Source organism: Microbacterium neimengense (assembly GCF_054782995.1).
In genome coordinates, this window is the sequence record NZ_BAAGRK010000003.1 from 206,081 (window position 1) to 225,098 (window position 19,018).

At 71.6% G+C, this 19,018-nt stretch carries 22 protein-coding genes; 12 read left to right on the forward strand and 10 right to left on the reverse strand.

Annotated features, from left to right (window positions below):
* Positions 1–8: 8 nt before the first annotated feature.
* From cydB to cydC, 3 genes are all read left to right on the forward strand, one after another.
* Positions 9–1,040, forward strand: a complete 1,032-nt coding sequence (cydB, locus tag ACYVJS_RS03610; RefSeq protein ID WP_460737859.1) for a cytochrome d ubiquinol oxidase subunit II — start codon at positions 9–11, stop codon at positions 1,038–1,040.
* A 110-nt stretch (positions 1,041–1,150) separates the two neighbouring features.
* The gene (gene cydD, locus ACYVJS_RS03615; protein ID WP_460737861.1) at positions 1,151–2,854 is read left to right on the forward strand and encodes a thiol reductant ABC exporter subunit CydD; all 1,704 of its coding nucleotides are present in this window, start codon (positions 1,151–1,153) and stop codon (positions 2,852–2,854) included.
* Positions 2,851–4,566 carry a thiol reductant ABC exporter subunit CydC gene (cydC, locus tag ACYVJS_RS03620; protein ID WP_460737863.1) on the forward strand — a complete coding sequence of 572 codons (1,716 nt, stop codon included), beginning with the start codon at positions 2,851–2,853 and terminating at the stop codon, positions 4,564–4,566. The genes cydD and cydC overlap by 4 nt, the downstream gene beginning before the upstream one ends.
* 1 nt (position 4,567) lies before the next feature.
* Here the strand turns inward: cydC and ACYVJS_RS03625 are convergent, their stop codons facing one another.
* From ACYVJS_RS03625 to ACYVJS_RS03645, 5 genes are read right to left on the reverse strand one after another with little or no spacing between them, the layout of a single operon-like run.
* Entirely contained in the window at positions 4,568–5,158 is a 591-nt protein-coding gene (locus tag ACYVJS_RS03625; protein WP_460737865.1) for a GNAT family N-acetyltransferase, read from the reverse strand.
* Positions 5,159–5,209: 51 nt separating this feature from the next.
* Complete coding sequence (locus ACYVJS_RS03630) at positions 5,210–6,241, reverse strand: ABC transporter ATP-binding protein (RefSeq protein WP_460737867.1); 1,032 nt, start codon at positions 6,239–6,241, stop codon at positions 5,210–5,212.
* On the reverse strand, positions 6,238–7,041 hold the full coding sequence (locus tag ACYVJS_RS03635) for an ABC transporter permease (RefSeq protein WP_460737869.1): 804 nt from the start codon (positions 7,039–7,041) through the stop codon (positions 6,238–6,240). Before ACYVJS_RS03635 ends, ACYVJS_RS03630 begins: the two co-directional genes overlap by 4 nt.
* Positions 7,038–7,829, reverse strand: a complete 792-nt coding sequence (modA, locus tag ACYVJS_RS03640; protein ID WP_460737871.1) for a molybdate ABC transporter substrate-binding protein — start codon at positions 7,827–7,829, stop codon at positions 7,038–7,040. The genes ACYVJS_RS03635 and modA overlap by 4 nt, the downstream gene beginning before the upstream one ends.
* A gap of 1 nt (position 7,830) precedes the next feature.
* Complete coding sequence (locus ACYVJS_RS03645; protein WP_460737873.1) at positions 7,831–8,223, reverse strand: TOBE domain-containing protein; 393 nt, start codon at positions 8,221–8,223, stop codon at positions 7,831–7,833.
* A gap of 253 nt (positions 8,224–8,476) precedes the next feature.
* Between ACYVJS_RS03645 and ACYVJS_RS03650 the strand changes: the two genes are divergently transcribed.
* The 7 genes from ACYVJS_RS03650 (at position 8,477) to ACYVJS_RS03680 (ending at position 12,873) form a co-directional block, all read left to right on the forward strand.
* Positions 8,477–8,914 (forward strand): hypothetical protein, encoded by a 438-nt coding sequence (locus ACYVJS_RS03650; protein WP_460737875.1) that lies wholly within the window; start codon positions 8,477–8,479, stop codon positions 8,912–8,914.
* A 64-nt stretch (positions 8,915–8,978) separates the two neighbouring features.
* Positions 8,979–10,070: a ThiF family adenylyltransferase gene (locus ACYVJS_RS03655; RefSeq protein ID WP_460737877.1), complete on the forward strand. Its 1,092-nt coding sequence runs from the start codon at positions 8,979–8,981 to the stop codon at positions 10,068–10,070.
* Positions 10,071–10,072: 2 nt separating this feature from the next.
* Positions 10,073–11,302, forward strand: a complete 1,230-nt coding sequence (locus ACYVJS_RS03660; protein WP_460739855.1) for a molybdopterin molybdotransferase MoeA — start codon at positions 10,073–10,075, stop codon at positions 11,300–11,302.
* Positions 11,299–11,775: a cyclic pyranopterin monophosphate synthase MoaC gene (gene moaC, locus ACYVJS_RS03665; RefSeq protein ID WP_460737879.1), complete on the forward strand. Its 477-nt coding sequence runs from the start codon at positions 11,299–11,301 to the stop codon at positions 11,773–11,775. The genes ACYVJS_RS03660 and moaC overlap by 4 nt, the downstream gene beginning before the upstream one ends.
* Positions 11,772–12,383, forward strand: a complete 612-nt coding sequence (mobA, locus tag ACYVJS_RS03670; protein WP_460737881.1) for a molybdenum cofactor guanylyltransferase — start codon at positions 11,772–11,774, stop codon at positions 12,381–12,383. Before moaC ends, mobA begins: the two co-directional genes overlap by 4 nt.
* A complete protein-coding gene (locus ACYVJS_RS03675) occupies positions 12,380–12,640 on the forward strand; it encodes a DUF6457 domain-containing protein (RefSeq protein WP_460737883.1) in 261 nt (86 codons plus the stop codon). Before mobA ends, ACYVJS_RS03675 begins: the two co-directional genes overlap by 4 nt.
* The gene (locus ACYVJS_RS03680; RefSeq protein ID WP_460737885.1) at positions 12,640–12,873 is read left to right on the forward strand and encodes a MoaD/ThiS family protein; all 234 of its coding nucleotides are present in this window, start codon (positions 12,640–12,642) and stop codon (positions 12,871–12,873) included. The genes ACYVJS_RS03675 and ACYVJS_RS03680 overlap by 1 nt, the downstream gene beginning before the upstream one ends.
* Positions 12,874–12,875: 2 nt before the next feature.
* Here ACYVJS_RS03680 and ACYVJS_RS03685 read toward each other — a convergent pair whose 3' ends face one another.
* The 5 genes from ACYVJS_RS03685 to ACYVJS_RS03705 form a co-directional block, all read right to left on the reverse strand.
* The gene (locus tag ACYVJS_RS03685; protein WP_460739856.1) at positions 12,876–13,304 is read right to left on the reverse strand and encodes a molybdenum cofactor biosynthesis protein MoaE; all 429 of its coding nucleotides are present in this window, start codon (positions 13,302–13,304) and stop codon (positions 12,876–12,878) included.
* Positions 13,301–13,774 (reverse strand): MogA/MoaB family molybdenum cofactor biosynthesis protein, encoded by a 474-nt coding sequence (locus ACYVJS_RS03690; protein ID WP_460737887.1) that lies wholly within the window; start codon positions 13,772–13,774, stop codon positions 13,301–13,303. The genes ACYVJS_RS03685 and ACYVJS_RS03690 overlap by 4 nt, the downstream gene beginning before the upstream one ends.
* Before the next feature lie 22 nt (positions 13,775–13,796).
* A complete protein-coding gene (locus ACYVJS_RS03695) occupies positions 13,797–15,329 on the reverse strand; it encodes an SDR family oxidoreductase (RefSeq protein WP_460737889.1) in 1,533 nt (510 codons plus the stop codon).
* A 67-nt stretch (positions 15,330–15,396) separates the two neighbouring features.
* Positions 15,397–16,023, reverse strand: a complete 627-nt coding sequence (locus ACYVJS_RS03700) for a phosphatase PAP2 family protein (RefSeq protein WP_460737891.1) — start codon at positions 16,021–16,023, stop codon at positions 15,397–15,399.
* A 55-nt stretch (positions 16,024–16,078) separates the two neighbouring features.
* On the reverse strand, positions 16,079–17,428 hold the full coding sequence (locus ACYVJS_RS03705) for a multidrug effflux MFS transporter (protein ID WP_460737893.1): 1,350 nt from the start codon (positions 17,426–17,428) through the stop codon (positions 16,079–16,081).
* Positions 17,429–17,642: 214 nt separating this feature from the next.
* Between ACYVJS_RS03705 and ACYVJS_RS03710 the strand changes: the two genes are divergently transcribed.
* Entirely contained in the window at positions 17,643–18,347 is a 705-nt protein-coding gene (locus ACYVJS_RS03710; RefSeq protein WP_460737895.1) for a DUF3105 domain-containing protein, read from the forward strand.
* A 4-nt stretch (positions 18,348–18,351) separates the two neighbouring features.
* Entirely contained in the window at positions 18,352–19,005 is a 654-nt protein-coding gene (locus ACYVJS_RS03715) for a DUF305 domain-containing protein (RefSeq protein WP_460737897.1), read from the forward strand.
* The last annotated feature ends 13 nt before the right edge of the window (positions 19,006–19,018 follow it).

Consider the following 19,018-nt stretch of genomic DNA (forward strand, 5'->3'; position numbering starts at 1 on the left):
AGCTCGCCATGGATCTCGCATACATCTGGTTCTTCATCGTCGGCGTGCTGTTCGTCGGATACTTCGTGCTCGACGGCTTCGACTTCGGCGTCGGGATGTCGCTGCCGTTCCTCGGCAAGGACGACATCGGCCGCCGGCAGATCATCAACACGATCGGCCCCGTCTGGGACCTCAACGAGACGTGGGTCATCGTCGCCGGCGCCTGCCTGTTCGCGGCGTTCCCCGAGTGGTACGCCACGCTGTTCAGCGGGTTCTACCTGCCGCTGCTGCTCATCCTGCTCGCGCTGATCGCCCGCGGCGTCTCGTTCGAGTACCGCCACCAGCGTGACTCGCTGCGGTGGAAGAAGGGATTCGACACGATGATCGTCGTCGGCTCCGCCCTTCCGGCCTTGCTGTGGGGTGTGGCGGTCGCGAACATCGTGCAGGGCGTGCCGCTGGATGCTCACCACGAGTTCACCGGCTCGCTGCTGACGCTCCTGAATCCCTACGGCCTGCTCGGCGGCGTCACGACGCTGCTGCTGTTCTTCACCCACGGCGTGTACTTCGTCGCTTTGAAGACCGACGGCCAGGTGCGCACCGATGCCCGCAAGCTCGCGCGCACCTCGGGCCTGCTGACCATCGTGGTCGCCGCCGCGTTCCTCGGCTGGACGGTCGTGAACGCGATGGGCGCCCAGGCTCCCGCTCTGCCGCTCGTGATCGTCTGCGCCGTCCTCGCGGCCGTGCTGCTGATCGCGTCCGTGTTGGCCAACGCGACCGACCGCGAGGGATGGGCGTTCGCGTTCGGCGCGGGCACCGTGGCGTTCGCCGTACTGACGCTGTGGCTCGCGCTCTTCCCGAACGTCATGCCGTCCTCGACGGACCCCGCGGGCACCCTGACGATCGAGAACGCCTCGAGCACCGACTACACCCTCACGATCATGACCTGGGCCGCGGTGGTCTTCCTGCCGCTCGTGCTGCTCTACCAGGGCTGGACGTACTGGGTCTTCCGCAAGCGCGTGATGCGCTCGCGGATCGAGAAGGCCGCGGCGGTCGTCCACTGACTGCTCCCATCCGCTCCTCCCCTTCGGAGCGGATGAGGGCACACCCCGTCGGACCGGCGGATGCTCCCGGGCATCGGCCGGTCCGACGGCATATGAGGCAGGATCGAAGAGTGAGTACGGACGCCGCCACCCGCGCGTCGGGCAGCAATCGCCCGATCGATCCGCGGCTGCTGCGATACAGCTCCGCGTCGCGCCACTTCCTGTTGATCACCTCCGCGATCGTGCTCGCGCAGACCGGTGTGATCATCGGCTTCGCGTGGCTGTTGACGACGGCGCTGGTCGGCGCGATCGCCGGCGAGCCCGTCGAGACCCTCCTTCCGGCGCTCGGGGGTGCCGCGGCGCTCGCGCTCCTGCGCGGACTGCTGATCGCCGCATCCGAGCGCACCTCGGCAGTGGGCGCGGCGCGGGCGTCGCTCCAGCTGCGTGCAGCCCTGGTGAGCGCGGTCGACCGGCTGGGCCCCGCGTGGCTCTCCCGCCGCAACAGTGCGGCGCTCGCGGTCACGGCGGGCCACGGTCTGGAAGCGCTCGACGCCTACTTCGGCCGCTACCTGCCGCAGCTGGTCGCCACCGCGATCACCATGCCCGTCCTGATCGTGACGATCCTCGTCTCGGATCCGCTCTCGGGCCTCATCGTCGTGCTCACGATGCCGCTCATCCCGCTGTTCATGGTGTTGATCGGTCTCGCCACCCAGACCGTGCAGCGCCGACAGTACAGCACTCTGCAGCATCTGGCGTCCCGCTTCGCGGATACCGTCGCGGGCCTCGGAACGCTCAAGGTCTTCGGACGCCAGCACCGCGCCGCACGCAGCATCGAGACCGTCACCGGGGACTACAAGCGCGAGACGATGGCGGTGCTGCGCGTCTCGTTCCTGTCCGGTTTCGCGCTCGAGTTCCTCGCGTCCATCTCCGTCGCGATCATCGCCGTCGAGATCGGCTTCCGCCTGCTGGGCGGGCAGATGCCGCTGCTGGTGGGCCTGTTCGTGCTGCTTCTCGCGCCCGAGGCGTATCTGCCGTTGCGGCAGGTGGGCGTGCAGTTCCACGCCGCGGCCGAGGGCGTCGCCGCGACCGACGAGATCTTCCGAACTCTGGACGACGCCCGCGCCCTGACGCCGGTCTCGCCCGTTGACGATGGTGCGACACCGGTGCCGGCCGATGCGCCTCTGCTTCGCCTTGGCACGCTGCGCGTGCCACGCGGGGATCGCGAGATCGGCCCGATCGACCTGGAACTGTCGGCTGGAGAGATCGTGCTGCTCGAGGGCCCCAGCGGCGCGGGCAAGTCGAGCGTCCTCGCCGCCCTCCTCGGCTTCGCCGACTACACGGGTCGCCTCGAGGTGGCCGGGATGCCGGCGACGGATGCGGCCGCGCGCGACATCCTGGCGTGGGCAGGGCAGCGGCCGGGACTCGTGACCGGAACCGTCGCGGAGAACGTCGCCCTCGGCGACGACCGCCCCGATGAGGCTCTCGTGGCGCGGTGCCTGACGGACGCGGTGGCCGATGTCGACGGCGCCGTGGTGCTCGGCGTGTCCGGAGCGGGTCTGTCGGGCGGCCAGGCGCAGCGCGTCGCGGTGGCACGCGCCCTGTACCGGATGCGGCGCCGAGGGACGCCCGTGCTCGCACTGGACGAGCCGACGAGCGCCCTCGACGCGCACACCGAGGCGGAGCTCTGGCAGACGGTGCGCCGCGCGGCCGACACCGAAGGCGCCGCGGTGCTCCTGGTCTCGCACCGGCCGACGGCACGGACGATCGCCGACCGCGTGATCACCGTGTCGTCCGCCGCCGCTCTCGGTTCCGCGGAGCAAGGGGGCGCGGCGTGAGAACCTCCGACGTCCTCCGGTCGGCGCAGCCGCCGCTGCGCAGCTTCTGGTGGGCCCTCGCGGCCGGAACGGGAACCGCCGTCAGCGCGATCGCTCTGCTGGCGGCCAGCGCCTGGCTCATCACGCGCTCCGCCGAGCAGCCCGCCGTCATGTACATCACCGCGGTGGTGGTGGCTGTCCGCGCCTTCGCGCTCGGCCGCGGCGTCTTCCGCTACCTCGAGCGCCTCAGCGGCCACGATGCCGCGCTCGGACGCCTCGCGACCGTGCGCGCCGACCTCGTGCGCCGCATCGTGCCGCTGGCTCCCGACGGGCTGGGCACGACCCGCCGCGGGGCGTTGCTCTCCCGCCTCGTCGACGACGTCGACGAGCTGCAGAACCTGCCGCTGCGCGTCGTCATGCCACTCGCGACGGCGACCCTCGCCTCGGTCGCGAGCGTCGTGTTCACCGCCTTCCTGCAGCCGATCGCCGCCGCCGTGCTCGCGGTGTGCCTCGCCGCCGCGTTCGCCCTGGCCGCGTGGGTGGGCTGGCGGGTCGGTGCGCGGGCCGAGAACCGCATCGCACCGCTGCGCTCGAGCCTTTCCGACGCGCTCCTCGACCAGCTGACGACTCTCGACGTGCTCACCGCGTTCGATGCCACGGATGCGGCTCGCAGCCGCATCCGTCAGGCCGACGAGCGGCTGCGCCGGGCCACGGTGCGCCGTGCGGGCGCGCAGGGGCTCACCTCCGGCGCGGTGTCGCTCGTCGCCGGGATCGCCTCGCTGGCCACCCTCCTCGCGTGCGCGGCGCTGCTCGGACAGGGCGGCTTCGACGGGCCGGCTCTGGCCGTCGTCGTGCTCCTGCCGATGGCGGTGTTCGAGGTCTTCGGGACGGTTCCACTGGCCCTCGCCGCGTGGCGCCAGGTGCGCACAGCCGCCGAACGCGTGGCAGAGACCGTGCCCGACGAGGTGCCCGAAGGCCTCCCCCGTGACGAGCCGGCAGCGACAGGAGATGCCCCGCCCCTCGGCGACGGACTGCATCTGTCGGGCGTTTCGGCACGCTGGCCCGACCGCCTGGATGCGCGCACATTCCAGGACGACGCCGCGGCCGCATCCGTCGACGACGCCGGCCGGCTGGCGGACATCGATCTTCACGTGCGCCCCGGGGAACGTGTGCTCGTGACGGGCCCGAGCGGCGCGGGCAAGACGACTCTCGCGCACGTTCTCGTGCGCTTCCTCGACTACGAGGGCTCCTACCGCATCGGTGGCCTGGAGGTGCGCGAGATCTCCGGCGACGACCTGCGCCGGACGATCGGTCTCTGCGAGCAGTCGCCGTACCTCTTCGACGAGACGCTCCGCCAGAACCTGCTCTTCGCCCGCGACAGCGCGGACGATGCGGAGCTCTGGGATGTGCTGGGGCGTGTCGGGCTCGCCGAATGGGCGCGCGAGCGGGGCGGCCTCGACGCCGATCTGGGCGAGCGCGGCGCCCTCGTGTCCGGTGGGCAGGCGCAGCGGATCGCGCTCGCGCGGGCTCTGCTCGCCCGGTTCCCCGTGCTCGTGCTCGACGAGCCGACCGCAGGCGTGGATCCGGCCGCATCCGATCTGCTTCTGCGCGATCTGCTGAGCGCCGTCGATGAGGACCGCGTCGTCGTGCTCATCTCGCACGTCGCACCGCCGGAAGGGCTGGTGGACCGGGAAGTGCGTCTCGAGAACGGCCGAGTGGCGGCATCCGCCTGACTCAGAGATCGAGGGTGAACAGCTGGGCACCCTCGGGCGACGTGGCGCGCACGAACCCGAGACGGTCGTAGAACGCCAGCGCTCCGGCGTTGCGCGCGTCCGCGCCCAGGTGCAAGCCGCGCACGCCGCGCTCGCGCAGCGCCTGGACGAGCGCGGCGACCAGGCGCCTTCCGGTGCCCTGACCCTGCAGCACGGGCAGCAGGTCGACGTGCAGGTGCGCGGGGTGGGTGGTGCGCAGCGCACTGCGCTCCGTGCGCGCATCCGCTTCGGCGACGATCGCCCGCTGCCGGGGGTTCGCGTCGGGATTCGCGTAGCGCGCACGGTGGGCGGGCCACCAGTGCTCTGCGAACCAGGCGTCGAAGGCGATCGTGTCATCGGTGGCGACGATGTAGCCGGCCGGGCGGCCTTGCACGTCCTCCGCGACGAAGGCGAGATCGGGATGCCGCTCGAGGTACGGCGACAAGTACAGGTCGGCCCAGAGGCCGTCGTCGCTCAGGATCCCCGTGCCGTCGGAGCCCGCGACCGCCGTCGCGAGACAGACCGCCGCCAGAGCGGCTTCGTCACCCGGTCGGAACGGACGGATGACACCCATGCGCCGAGCGTACCTCCCGTCCCGCCGACGGCCGGAGACACCGGAGCCGGATCAGGCGGGCAGCAGCCGCACGCGCTCGGGGTCGACGGAGAGGGTGACCTCCGCCCCCGGACGCAGGCCGTGCGCTGCGAGCTCGTCGAGCGACACATCGACCGCGATCCCGCCCGTCGCGGTGTGCACGCGCGCGCCCGCGATCGTGGGTTCGACGCGTACGACGCGGGTCGACCACGATGCGGGCTCGCCGGCGGCGGCGATTCGCACGTCGGCGGGACGGAACACCGCGGCTCCGACCGGCGCCCCATGACGGACGCCGCGCCCCTCGATCAGCGCCCCGTCCACCAGGACTCCGCCGGATGCGGGGGTGCCGACCGCACGGTTGAGTCCGGCCAGCGAGGCGACGAACGCCGTCGCCGGCGCGCCGAGGACGTCGCGCACCGCGCCCTCCTGGGTGAGCCGGCCCGCCTCGACCACCGCGACGCGATCGGCGAAGGCCACCGCATCCACCGCGTCGTGCGTCACCAACACGCACGTCCGTCCCACGAGGTGCTCGGCCAGCAGCGCGCGGATGCCGTCCGCCGTCACCGGATCGAGCGAGGTCAGCGGCTCGTCGAGCAGCACGAGCCGAGGGGATGCGGCGAGCGCCCGCGCGATCGCGACGCGCTGCTGCTGTCCCCCGGACAGGTCCGCGGGTCGCCGGTCCCCCGCATCCGCCAGTCCCACCCGCGCCAGCCAGTCCGCCGCCAGCGACCGCGCGGCGCGAGCGGGTGTCCCGGCGGCGCGGGGTCCGAACGCCACGTTCTCGCGCGCGCTCAGGTGCGGGAACAGATGGGGGTCCTGCCCGAGCAGCACGGTTCCCCGCCGGGCGGGGGCGAGCTGGAACCGCGGCGTCGAGACCTCTTCCCCGTCGAGGAGGATCCGCCCGTCGCTCAGCGGCACGAGACCGGCGAGCGCGTCCAGGAGCGTGGACTTGCCGGCACCGCTCGGCCCCATGATCGCCATGGTCTCACCGGACGCCACCGAGAGGGGAACATCCAGGTCGAATCCCGCCCGCGAGACGTGGATGCGGGCGTGGACCGCGGTCATCGCACGGCCCCCGGGCGCCAGGCGCGCACGAGCAGCAGAACGAGCACCGCGGTCGCCAGCAGCAGCAGCGACAACGCGACGGCGGTGCCCTGCGACACACCGGCCCCGTTGAACGCCGTGTAGATCGCCAGCGGCATGGTCTGGGTCACGCCCGGCGCGTTGCCGGCGAACAGCGCCGTCGCCCCGAACTCGCCGATCGCCCGCGCGAAGCAGAGCACGACGCCGGCGACGAGCCCGGGAGCGGCGAGCGGAAGGGTGACGCGGCGCAGCACCGTCCACCGGCCGGCGCCGAGGGATGCGGCCGCTCGCTCGTAGCCCGTTCCGATGGCGCGCAGGGATCCTTCCACCGCCAGCACGAGGAACGGGAGCGCGACGAAGACCTGCGCCAGGACGACGGCCGTCGTCGTGAACGGAACGCGCACCCCGATCGCACCGAGGGCGTCGCCGAGCACCCCGTTGCGACCGAACAGGTACAGCAGGGCGACACCGCCGACCATCGGAGGGAGCACGAGAGGCACCGTCACGAGTGCGCGCAGCACGGCGGCGGTGCGGGGAGCCGCACGGGCGATGAGCAGCGCGAGCGGCACACCGACGACGACGCAGACGGCCGTGGCGGCGGCCCCCGTGCCCAGCGACAGCGTGAGCGCGCTCAGCGCAGCCGGCGAGGTGATGTCCGAGAGGAAGGTGGACCAGTCGACACGGGCGATCAGCGCGAGCAGAGGCAGCAGCAGGAATGCGAGCCCGACCGCAGCCGGGATGGCGAGCGAGCGAGGCAGGTGACCGCCGGGCGCTCCGCTCACGGCGCGCCGAAGCCGTGCGCGGCGAGGATCTCCTGGCCGCGCTCACCACGCACATAGGCCACGAAGGCGGCGGCGGCCGCCGCATCCGGAGCATCCGTCAGCGCGACGATCGGGTACCGGTTGACGACGGATCCCGCTCCCTCGGGCGTGAGCGAGTCCACGTCGTCGCGGCCCTTGACATCGGTCGCGTAGACCAGGCCCGCGTCGGCCTCGCCGGCGGCGACCTTCGTCAGCACCGCGGTCACGTTCTGCTCCTGGCTGACCGGGGTGACGCTGACACCCGCCGCGCTCAGCAGCTTCTGGGATGCGGCGCCGCACGGCACTTCCGGCGCGCACAGGACGACGGTGGCTCCGGGCTTCGCGAGGTCGGCGAGCGATTCGATGCCGGCCGGGTTTCCTTCGGGCACGGCGATGACGAGCGTGTTCGTGGCGAAGACCTGCGGGCCGTGAGCGAGTCCCGCATCGACCACCTTCTCCATGTTGTTCTCGTCCGCCGAGGCGAACACGTCGACGAGCGCGCCGCCGATGATCTGGGTCGCGAGGGTCGACGAGCCGTCGTACGAGATGGGCTGGATCTGCACGCCCGGGTACTCCGCCTCGAAGCTCTGGGCGATCTCGTCGAACGCGACGCTCAGAGACGCAGCGGCGGAAATTGTGAGCGTTCCGGTCAGCTCCGCCGTGGCGGACGCGCTGGGGTCGGCCGTCGGCGTTGCGGCTCCAGCGCAGCCGGCGAGCAGGAGGGCACCGGCGGCGACGACACCGATGAGCGAGAAGCGGCGAGCGGGCACGTCAGTCCTTCGGGGTCTCGACGATGACGGTGGTCGCCTTGACGACGGCGACGGCGAGAGACCCGGGCTCGAGCGCGAGGTCCCGGGCCGACTCGGCCGTCATGAGCGAGACGACGCGGTGAGGGCCGGCCTGGATGTCGACCTGGGCCATCACGCCGTCGATCTGCACCCGCGTGACGAGGCCCACGAAGCGGTTGCGGGCACTCGAGAGCAGATCGCTCGGATCGTCGGATGCGGCGGCAATCTCGCTCGCCCGCGCGGCGAGCGCGGCGCCGGGGATCTCGACCGGGCTCGTGTCGGTCGTCGGCAGGATGCCCTGGTCGATCCATCGCCGGACGGTGTCGTCGCTGACCCCGAGCAGCCGAGCGGCATGGGACACCTTGAAGGAGCGCATACACACGACAGTATCCGCATTCGCGGTCATTGGTATCGGAATATTCCTCATTCGCGACTGCACAACTCCCCGCCTCGCCGCTCGCATGATCGAGGCATGGCCGAGTCATCTGTCACACGCTCCATTGTGAGCTCGTTGACGATCGACGATCACGCGCTTCGATGCCACCGACGAGGGTGTCACGTTCCTCGCCTGGTTCCCCGTGCCCGCGGGGATCGAGCCGGAGCTCACCATCGGGACGAGGCCTGAGCGTATGTCCGACGACCTAGAGAGCCTGCCCTCCCCGTGGGGTGTCTTCACCCGCGATTCCGTGACGTCGATCGACGGCGAGGTCAGGCTCTTCGAACGGTTCTCGGTCGCCGGCGACCCTCACCTCACGCTCGAGACGGGCGACGCGACAATCGCCGCAACGCTTGTGAACCGCCTCGAGGACTTCCTGTCTCTTCGCGCGCGGTGGGACCGAGCGGCCACCGACGCGGTGGTCGTCGAGTTCCGCACGGAAGGCCCGACGCAGGACGAGCTCGACGAGGCCGCTGCCGACCTCAACGCCGAGCAGATCGTGATCTTCCCCGACGGCACCGTCACGGTTCACTTCAACGACACGTGCGGTCGACACTTCCTGGACGGATACTGGCCGGCCGTTCACTTCGGCGCCGACGACGCCGTCACGAGGGTGAGTGTCGAGTCCTGAGGATGCGGAGTCGCAGATGACCCCGCCCGATCCGATGCCCGCCGGCCGCGACTACCCTGGGGGCATGCCCCTGCCCGCGCTCGTCGAGCCGGTTGCCGCGCTGTCGGAGTCCGAGCGCGCGCGCACCGCACGCCATGCCGTCCTCGCTGGGTTCGGCGAACTCGGTCAACGTCGTCTCGCCGCCGGCCGCGTCGCCGTCATCGGAGTCGGGGGACTCGGCTCTCCGGTGGTGCTCGCGCTGGCCGCCGCCGGTGTGGGCGAGCTCATCGTCATCGACGACGACGAGGTGGAGCTCACCAACCTGCAGCGTCAGGTGCTCCACCGCGTCGAGGATGTGGGCGCCCCGAAGATCGACAGCGCCCGTCGCGCGGCGGCCGATCTCGGCTCGGCCACCGTGGTCACCGGAATCCGCGCGCGCATCGACGAGACCAACGCCGACGACCTGCTCGCCGATGCGCACCTGGTCATCGACGGCAGCGACACCTTCGCGACCCGTGCGGCCGTCGCCACCGCGTGCGAGCGGCGCGGCATCCCGCTCGTGTGGGGAACCGTGCAGGAGTTCGCGGGCCAGGTGACCGTGTTCTGGTCGGCGCCGCCGAACGGCGTCGCCCCGGTCGTGCTGGCAGACCTGTACCCGCCGGAGACGGTGGGCGAGGTGCCCTCCTGCTCTCAGGTCGGTGTCCTCGGGGCCCTGTGCGTACAGGTCGGCGGAATGCTCGCGATCGAAGCCGTCAAGCTCCTTACCGGCATCGGTGAGCCGTTGCTCGGCCGCATCCTGCTGGTCGACGCCCTCACCGCACGCGTCCGCGAAGTTCCGCTGCGCCCGAGCGGGCAGAGCCCGATACCTGCACCCGATCCGCTTCCCGAGATCGCCGAGATCGACACCGCGGAGTTCGATGCGCGCCGCGCCGCCGGTGTCACCGTGCTGGATGTGCGCGAGCCCGCAGAGACGGACCTGGGCACGGTTCCCGACGCCCGGCTCGTGCCGCTGGCGACGGTCCTCGAGGATCCCGCTGCGCTCGGTGCCGGCCCCTACGCGGTGGTCTGCAAGGCCGGGATGCGGGCACACCGCGCCGCCCGCGCCCTCGCCGCGGCGGGGGCCGACGTGGTGGTGCTCGCCGGCGGTATGGATGCGTGGAGCAGGGGCCGCGCGTGAGCATCCGCACCGTCGAGGAGCAGCTCGCCCTCGTGCTCGCCGAGGCGGTGGCCCTGCCCGCCGAGCGGATCGCTCTCACGTCCGCGGCCGGTCGCACGACCGCCGCGCCGGTGCGCGCCGGCGTCGACATCCCCGTCTTCGAGAACTCCGCGATGGACGGTTTCGCCGTGCGTTTCACCGACGTCAGAGCCGCAACGGAGGCCGAGCCGAGCAGGTTGCGCGTCGTCGCCGACCTTCCCGCCGGCACCGCCCTCGACCCCGACCTGCGGCCCGGTGAGGCCGCGCGCATCATGACGGGCTCCCCCGTGCCCGCCGCCGCCGACACCATCGTGCCGTTCGAGCACACCGCGGGTGGTCTCGACGATTCGCTGGGCGAGATCGCCGTACTCATCGCCCCGCCCGCATCCGGCGCACACGTGCGACGACGCGCCTCCGACCTCTCCGCCGGCGATGTGGTGATCGATGCCGGTGTCCTGCTCGGTCCGCTGCAGATCGCGGCCGCCGCGGCGGCGGGTGTCGGCGAGGTCGAGGTGACACGGGTCCCGCGCGTCGCGGTCGTGTCGACCGGCGACGAGCTCGTCGCTCCTGGTCTCCCCCTGAGACGCGGCCAGATCCCCGAGTCGAACAGCATCCTGCTGGCGAACCTCGCGGTGGCTGCGGGCACCGACATCGTCCTGCGCACGAGCGTCGACGACACGGACACGTCGCTGCTCGAGGTCCTTCGCGACGCGCAGGCAGCCGGCGCGGACGTCGTCATCACCTCCGGCGGCGTCAGTGCGGGGGCGTACGAGGTGGTCAAGAACGCGCTCAGCGGCGACATCGACTTCCCCAAGATCGCCATGCAGCCGGGCAAGCCGCAGGGTTTCGGACGCCTCGCCGCAGGACCCCTCCTGTTCGCGCTGCCGGGCAATCCCGTCTCGTCCGCGGTCTCGTTCGAGGTGTTCGTGCGACCGGCGCTACTGCAGATGCTCGGCCGCACCACGCTGCACCGCGACCTCATCCGCCTGCCCGCGTCCACCGGATGGCGCACGCCGCCCGGTCGGCGCCAGTACCTGCCCGCCGCGATCGACCGATCCGACCCCGCCGCCTGGCGCGTGGGCCCTGCCACCGCGGGCGGTTCCGGCTCGCACCTCGCCGGAGGCCTCGCGCGCGCCGAGGCCTACGCCGTCGTGCCCGCGGAGGTCGAGGAGGTCCGCGAGGGCGATCTCGTCGATGTCATGCTGATCTCATGAGCTTCACCCACCTGGATGCGGCCGGCCACGCCCGCATGGTCGACGTCACCGCCAAGCAGCCCACCGTCCGTTCGGCGACGGCCCGGGGTTTCGTGCGCACCTCCGCCGAGATCGTGGCGGCGTTGCGCGACGGCTCCGTCCCTAAGGGGGACGTGCTCGCCGTGGCCCGGATCGCCGGCATCCAGGCGGCCAAGCGCACCCCTGAGCTGCTCCCGCTCGCGCACGTGATCGGAGTGCACGGAGCAGTCGTCGACCTCGTGGTGGTGGCCGCCGGTGTCGAGATCGAGGCGACCGTGCGCACGGCCGATCGCACCGGCGTGGAGATGGAAGCACTCACGGCGGTGAGCGTGGCCGCGCTGACCGTCATCGACATGGTCAAGGCGATCGACAAATCCCCCTCGATCGAGAACGTGCGGATCGTCCGCAAGGAGGGCGGCAAGTCCGGCATCTGGGAGCGTCCGGGCGAGGCATGACCGACCTGCAGGCGATCATCCTGGCGGGCGGGCGAGCCGTGCGACTGGACGGCATCCCGAAACCGCTCGTGCGCCTGGAGGGCGCCACTCTGCTGGAGCGCGCGATCAACGCCGCACGCTCCGCAGGAGCTGCGCCCATCATCGTCGCCGGGCCCGAGGTGGCTCCTGCCCCCGCCGAGGTGCGATGGGTGCGGGAGGATCCGGCTTGCACCGGGCCGGCGGCGGCGCTCCACGCCGCCATGGCGGTCGCGGCCGATGCGCCCTGGACGCTCGTTCTGGCGGTGGATCTCGTCCGCCCCGCGGAGGCCGTCGCCCGTTTGATGGCGGACAGAGAGCTGCTACCGGCCGACACCGACGGCGTCTGCCTCGGCGACGCCTCCTCTCGTCCGCAGTGGCTGACGGGGCTCTACCGCACCGCGGCCCTGGCACGCGGAGCCGCATCCCTCGCCGACGAAGGCAGGGACCAACCGGTGCGTCAGATCATGGCCGAGCTCGCGATCGCTGTCGTGCGCGCGCCGGACGAGGTCGTGGCCGACATCGACACGTGGCAGGATCTGCAGGATGCGGGCGCCGTCGCGCCCGGCACCGCGAAGGAGGAGGACCGATGAGCGAGCACCTTCCACCGGAGGCTCTGGATGAGTGGGCGGCGCAGATCGCCGAACGTCTGGGACTCGCGCCCGAGGACCTGCCCATCTCGGCTGTGCTGGATCTCGCGGGCGTCGTCGCGCGCGGCGTGGCGCGCCCCGCAGCTCCGGTGAGCACTTTCGCGGCGGGGCTGGCGGCCGGACGGGCCGGCGGCTCGGCCGAAGACGTGCGGCGGGCCATCGCCGAGATCGCCGACCTCGTCGCCGAACGCGAGGCGTGATGGCACACGTCCGATACTTCGCCGCCGCCGAGGAGCTCGCCGGACGGGCCGAGGAGCACCGCGCAGAGTCGACGGTCGGAGAGCTCCGACGCGCCCTGGCCGAGGAGCGCCCGGGGCTCGGCGGCATCCTGCCGCGGTGCGCCGTGCTCGTCGCCGGAGCGCGGCGCGACGACGATGCGCCGCTGGACGCCGACACCCTGGTCGACGTGCTGCCGCCCTTCGCGGGCGGCTGATCTCAGCCGCCCAAGCCCTTCCACGCGGTCGTCCCGTCCGACTCGACCTGGCGCTTCCACACCGGCAGTTCTCTCTTGATCTGTTCGATCACCTCGCGGCACACGGTGAATGCCGCATCGCGGTGCCCGGATGCGACGGCGATGACGACCGCGGCATCGCCGACCTCCAGTCGGCCGATGCGATGACTGACGGCCACGAGCGCGCCGGTGTCGCCGATGGCCTGCTCGGCGATCCGGTGCAGAAACTGCTCCGCATCCGGGTGGGCCGAGTACTCGAGCGCCACGACCGCGGTGCGCGCGTCGGGATCGTTGTCGCGCACGCGACCCACGAACGTGGTGACCGCGCCGGATGCGGCGTCGTCCACGGCGACGAGGTGCGCGTCGAGAACGAGCGGCTCGGCGCTCACGCGGGCGATGACGACGGGCATCAGTGGTCTCCTCCGGCGAGCTGGTCGATGACGTGGTCGGCGACGGCGATGATGAGCGGCATCCCCTCCGCGACCGCTGCCGGCTTGCCCGGCAGGTTGACGATGAACGCGCCCTGCGCGGTTCCTGCCAGGCCACGGGTGAGCAGGGCCGCCGGCTTGCTCTCGCCGCCACGCCGACGCAGCTCCTCCGCGATGCCGGGCAGCTGCCGCTCGATGACGCGCGCGCTCGCTTCGGGCGTCTGATCCCGGGGTGAGACCCCCGTGCCACCCGAGGTGACGATCAGCCGTGCTCCCTCTGCGAGCGCACCGCGCAACGCGCTCTCGACACTGTCGACGCCGTCCGCGACGACACGAGCCGCCGGGCACTCCCACCCTGCGGCGCGCAGCTGTTCAACCGCGACGGGTCCGGATGCATCCTCGCGCACGCCCGCGGCGGACCGATCGGACACGGTGATGACAGCCGCCAGACGCATACCGGTCAGCCTACGACGCGTGTCAGAGCTCGGGCGCTTCGGCGGCCGCGATGATGTGCTCGGCCATGCCGCGGAAGACGAAGCCGTGGAACGGCAGCACCGCGAACCAGTACAGGCGGCCGCTGAGCCCGCGCGGGAAGAAGACCGCCCGCTGGTCGTAGCGCGATCCGCTCCCCTCGGGCGTCACGGACAACTCGAGCCAGGCGAGACCCGGCACCTTCATCTCGGCGCGCAGGCGCAGCATCCGCCCGGGCTCCACCGCCTCGACGCGCCAGAAGTCGATCGCGTCCCCCACGGCGACACGGGTGCGGCTGCGCCGGCCGCGGCGCAGGCCGACGCCGCCCACCGCGCGGTCCATCCACCCTCGCACGGCCCAGAGGATGGGCGTGGAGTACCACCCGTTCTCCCCGCCGATACCCGCCACGACGCTCCACAGGTCCTCCGGGGATGCCGTCGTCACGGCGCTGCGCGCATCGGTGTAGACCGTGCGCCCCGCCCACTCCGGGTCGCTCGGCAGCGGATCGCTGGGAACCCCGGAGACCTCGGCGTCCTGCCAACTGGTCTCGATGTCGTCGGCATCCACGCGCCCCAGCGCGAGCTGCACGGCCCGCCGGTAGGACGTGAGTCCGCCCTCGGGCGGCGGGATCACCTCGTCGATCGCGCGGTCCTTGATGACGCACTCGTTCTGCAGCGAGGCGATGAGCGGTCGCGCGATGGAGCGGGGCACCGGGGTGACGACGTTGACCCAGTGCGAGGCGAGTCCCGGCGTCAGCACGGGCAAGGGGGCGATGGGGCGCTGCGGGAGGCCCGCCTCCACGGCGTAGCCGTTCATCATCTGGCCGTAGCGGGGGGCATCCGGCCCGCCGATGTCGAACGCGCGGTCGACGTCGGGGGCGAGACGGGCCGCTCCCAGCAGGTAGTACAGGACATCTCGCACGGCGATCGGCTGGACGCGGTTGCGCACCCACTTCGGCGCCGGCATGTACGGCAGCACCTCGGTGAGGTGGCGGATCATCTCGAAGGATGCGGAACCCGAGCCGATGACGATCCCCGCCTGGAGCACTGCGGTGGGAACAGGGCTGTCGAGGAACACCTCGCCGACCTCGACCCGGCTCGCGAGGTGCGGCGACAGCGGCACTCCCTCGGGATGCAGCGCCCCCAAGTAGACGAGTCGTGAGACGGATGCGGCGGCCGCCGCATCCGCGACCGTCCGCGCGGCGGCGAGGTCGGTGTCTTCGAATCCCTTGCCCTGCCCCATCGAGTGCACGAGGTAGTACACGACATCGACCCCGTCGCAGGCCTCGGCCATGGCTTCGGGGTCGGTGACGGAGCCCTCGACGATCTCCACATCGCTCCCCCACGACAGGGCCCGCACGCGCCCGCCGTCACGGGAGAGCACGCGCACCCGATAGCCGGCGGCGAGGAGGCGCGGGGTGAGCCGCCCGCCGATGTACCCGGTCGCACCCAGCACCAAGACGAGCGGCGCCGAGCCGTCCTCGCGGTTCTGGGCGCGCAGGGCGGGCTCATGCCCGGTGGGCGAGGAGAGCGTGGTCATGCTGCGAGAGTAAGCCCGCCCACCGCGACCGAGACCGGCTCTTGACAGGCCCAGCGCGACAGCCGCCTCAACGGCGCTCGGGTTCGAGGCGGCGTCCGAGAAGCGCAGTGCACACCAGCGCGACACCCACGCCGACGGCGATGCCGCCGATCGCATCGGTGAGCCAGTGGGCGTGCAGGTAGGTCCGACTGAACGCCATGAGCAGCACCCAGGCCGCTGCGACGATGATCGTCCACACCCGCGGGAGCAGCACGACGAGCATCGTCGCCACTGTGGCGGCGTTCGCGACGTGGCCGGAGGGGTACGAGCCGAAGTCACTGAGCACGGTCATGTCCGCGGGGCGCCCGCGCGCGAACACGTTCTTCAGGATCTGCACGACGAGAGCGCTCACCGCGATCGCGATCACGAGCGTCGCGGCGGACCAGGGGCGTCGCGCCAGCATCAGGAGCGCCACGCCGACGACGGGCACGACGAGCGAGCCGACAAGCGTGCCCCCGGCGACGTTGAGGAACAACGAGAGCTGCGTGAGGAACGGCCACGTGGCCGCGGCGAGCAGATCGTTCCAGGCGGTGTCGATGGCGAACGGTGCGTCACCGCTGAGCGCGATCCACACCCCGATCGCCACCCCGATCGCGACGAGCCCTCCCCCGATCCACAGGATGCCTCGACCGGAGGGCGCACTGGGCTGGTTCATCGCCTCAGTCTGGCACCCGCGTCCGGTATCCGCCGGAGTGTGGGGCGATGGTGTATCAGGGAGCGAGTTGGGCGACGGTGCGCGGACGCACGATGAGCCAGAGCGACAGCGCCGCGATCACGCCGCAGCCGACCATGACCGACGCCATGGTCGTGGGCGAGATGGGCGCCCCGTGGGAGAGTCCGCCCACGAGAGGGGAGATGATGCCGGCGACACCGAAGTTCGTGGCCCCGATGATCGACTGCGCTGTTCCTGCAGCGTTGCCGTGCCGGTCGAGCGCGAGCACCTGCACGCACGGGAACGTGAATCCGCATGTGGTCATGAACAGGAACAGCGGCACGACGGTTCCCCACACGCCCAGGTGCAGCTGATCGCCGACGATGATGGCGGCGCTGGTCACCACGAGGGCCGCGGTCGAGAACGCCATCACCCACTGCGGGCCGAATCGGGCGGCGAGTCGGGATGCGGTCTGCACGCCGATCACGAGGCCCACCGAGTTCGCCGCGAACAGCAGACCGTACTGCTGCGCGTCGAAGCCGTAGCTCTGCTGGAAGAGGAACGAGGACGCCGACAGGTAGGAGAACAGACCGCTGAAGGTCATACCGCCGATGATGAGCACGCCCACGAAGACGCGGTCGCTGAAGACGCTGCGGTAGCGCTGCCAGATCGTCGTCGCGCCCCGCTCCTGCCGACGCGCGCGCGGCAGAGTCTCGGGGATGAACACAAGAGCCGACACCAGCATGACGACGCCGTAGATCGCGAGGACGACGAAGATCCCTCGCCACGGCATGACCTGCAGCAGCCAGGAGCCCACGAGCGGCGCCAGTACGGGTGCCACGCCGGAGACGAGTGCCAGGCGCGACAGCATGACCACGAGCCGGCGTCCGCCGAACAGGTCGCGCACGATCGCGGCCGCGACGACACCGCCGGCCGCGGCGCCCGCACCCATGAGCACGCGCGTGATGCCCAGGCTCACGAGGTCGGGGGCGAAGGCGGCGGCGGCGCTCGCCACGATGTGAAGACCCGTCACGACCAGCAGGGGGATGCGGCGCCCGAGCTTGTCGCTGAGGGGTCCGACCACCAGCTGGCCCAGCGCGAATCCGATGGTCGTCCCCGTCAGGGTCAACTGGATCATCGCCGCCGTCGTGTCGAAGTCCGCCTCCAGGATCGGGAACGCCGGCAGGTACAGATCGATCGTGAACGGGCCGAGCGCGGTGAGCGCTCCCAGCAGCACGATGTAGAGCACACGGCGCCAGGTCGGCATGGCATCGCCGGGGTGCAGCACGATGGGGGCGGTCGCCGGGTTCGAGCCGAGCGTGCGGATGGCGCCGGTCGCCGGGCGCGGCACGCGCACCGAACCGGTGGCGGTTGTCTCGTTGCGGTCGGGAGCGGGGACGTCAGACACAGGGGTACCAGTTCGCAAGAGAGGGTGGCGCCGAGAGGCGGGCCGAGCTCGAAACGATTCGAGCGGCAGGTCGATTCTATCCGAGCTCCTCCGACACCGGCCCGGAGGTCTTCCCAGCCCGCCTAAAATGCGTTCGCATACAATCCTTGCGGGCCGGCAGCATGGCCCGTGTTCCGCCCTTCCGTGCCCGCACCCACCCGAGGACGTACATCACATGACCCCGACGCCCGACAAGCGCCAGAGCGGCAATCCCGCGACGCAGGCGAAGATCGCGAGCTCCCAGAAGCAGGAGCGCGAGCAGCGCCGCCAGGAGAAGCTGGCCGAGTACCAGCGCCAGCTGGCCAAGCGTCGCCGCAGCAAGCTCGTCTGGTGGGTCGTCGGCTCCGGGGCGGCTTTCGTCGTCGTCGCCCTCGTGGTCGCCTCGATCGTCTTCACGCCGAAGCCGGTCACCTACCAGGCGCAGAACTCGACGGGTGCGGTCATCGAGGGCGTCGAGACGTTCTCGAACACCACGAACCACGTCGAGGGCCCGGTCGAGTACCCGCAGACCCCGCCGGCGGGCGGCGAGCACAACCCGTTCTGGCTCAACTGCGGCATCTACACCGAGCCCGTCCCGAACGAGAACGCGGTGCACTCGATGGAGCACGGCGCGATCTGGGTCACGTACGACCCGGCGCGGGTCGGCGACGAGGAACTCGCGACCCTCAAGAGCTTCTTCCCGCAGACGTACACGCTGCTCTCGCCGTACGAGGGCCTGGACTCCCCCATCGTGCTGAGCGCGTGGAACGCGCAGCTGAAGCTGGATGCGGCGGACGACCCCCGTATCCCCGAGTTCTTCACCGAGTACTGGCGCAGCCAGAACGCCCCCGAGCCTCTCGCCGCGTGCAGCGGCGGCGTCGACGCGCCCGGCCGTCAGTGATCCGATGACCGGATTCGCTGAGCGTCGGCCGGGCCGGTGGATCGCCGCCGGCCTGGTCGCACTGGCGGTGATCGCCGTCGGCTTCGCGATCGGGCGCTTCTCGCTCTTCGGCAACGGCCCGGCCGTGCCGAACGCGGCCGACATCGGGTTCGCGCGCGACATGCAGGTGCACCACGACCAGGCCGTCGAAATGGCGATGATCGCCTACGAGGGCAGTGGTGATGACACGGTCAAGGCGCTCTCCTACGACATCGCCACGGGCCAGGCCGCCCAGAACGGGATGATGTTCGAGTGGCTGATCGAGTGGGGCGTGCCGCAGCAGGGCACCCTGATGAGCTGGATGGGGGACACCGACGCCCACGGAGCGCACGGCGCCGGAGCCGACGCCGACCCGGCCGAGGTACGCGCCTCCATGGGGATGGCGACCGATGCCGAGCTGGCAGACCTCCGGAGCGCGACCGGCACTGCGCTGGACTGCCAGTTCCTGACGCTCATGATCCGTCACCACGAGGGCGCCATCCCCATGGCCGATGCCGTGCTCGAGCGCGGCAGCATCCCCCGGGTGCTTCAGGTTGCCGAGACGATGAAGGTCAACCAGACAGCGGAGATCGATGCGATGCGCGCCTCGCAGGCGCGGCTGGGCTGCTCGGCAGGCTGAGTCGGGCGGCCGC

Excerpts from the sequence above, each read along its gene's own strand:
- ACYVJS_RS03625 (WP_460737865.1), bottom strand. The coding sequence starts at position 5,158 with ATGGGTGTCATCCGTCCGTTCCGACCGGGTGACGAAGCCGCTCTGGCG.
- ACYVJS_RS03695 (WP_460737889.1), bottom strand. The coding sequence starts at position 15,329 with ATGACCACGCTCTCCTCGCCCACCGGGCATGAGCCCGCCCTGCGCGCC.
- ACYVJS_RS03675 (WP_460737883.1), top strand. The coding sequence starts at position 12,380 with ATGAGCGAGCACCTTCCACCGGAGGCTCTGGATGAGTGGGCGGCGCAG.
- ACYVJS_RS03630 (WP_460737867.1), bottom strand. The coding sequence starts at position 6,241 with ATGACCGCGGTCCACGCCCGCATCCACGTCTCGCGGGCGGGATTCGAC.
- ACYVJS_RS03715 (WP_460737897.1), top strand. The coding sequence starts at position 18,352 with ATGACCGGATTCGCTGAGCGTCGGCCGGGCCGGTGGATCGCCGCCGGC.
- mobA (WP_460737881.1), top strand. The coding sequence starts at position 11,772 with ATGACCGACCTGCAGGCGATCATCCTGGCGGGCGGGCGAGCCGTGCGA.
- ACYVJS_RS03645 (WP_460737873.1), bottom strand. The coding sequence starts at position 8,223 with ATGCGCTCCTTCAAGGTGTCCCATGCCGCTCGGCTGCTCGGGGTCAGC.
- ACYVJS_RS03680 (WP_460737885.1), top strand. The coding sequence starts at position 12,640 with ATGGCACACGTCCGATACTTCGCCGCCGCCGAGGAGCTCGCCGGACGG.
- cydB (WP_460737859.1), top strand. The coding sequence starts at position 9 with ATGGATCTCGCATACATCTGGTTCTTCATCGTCGGCGTGCTGTTCGTC.
- ACYVJS_RS03700 (WP_460737891.1), bottom strand. The coding sequence starts at position 16,023 with ATGAACCAGCCCAGTGCGCCCTCCGGTCGAGGCATCCTGTGGATCGGG.
- ACYVJS_RS03655 (WP_460737877.1), top strand. The coding sequence starts at position 8,979 with ATGCCCCTGCCCGCGCTCGTCGAGCCGGTTGCCGCGCTGTCGGAGTCC.
- ACYVJS_RS03650 (WP_460737875.1), top strand. The coding sequence starts at position 8,477 with ATGTCCGACGACCTAGAGAGCCTGCCCTCCCCGTGGGGTGTCTTCACC.
- ACYVJS_RS03710 (WP_460737895.1), top strand. The coding sequence starts at position 17,643 with ATGACCCCGACGCCCGACAAGCGCCAGAGCGGCAATCCCGCGACGCAG.
- moaC (WP_460737879.1), top strand. The coding sequence starts at position 11,299 with ATGAGCTTCACCCACCTGGATGCGGCCGGCCACGCCCGCATGGTCGAC.
- ACYVJS_RS03690 (WP_460737887.1), bottom strand. The coding sequence starts at position 13,774 with ATGCGTCTGGCGGCTGTCATCACCGTGTCCGATCGGTCCGCCGCGGGC.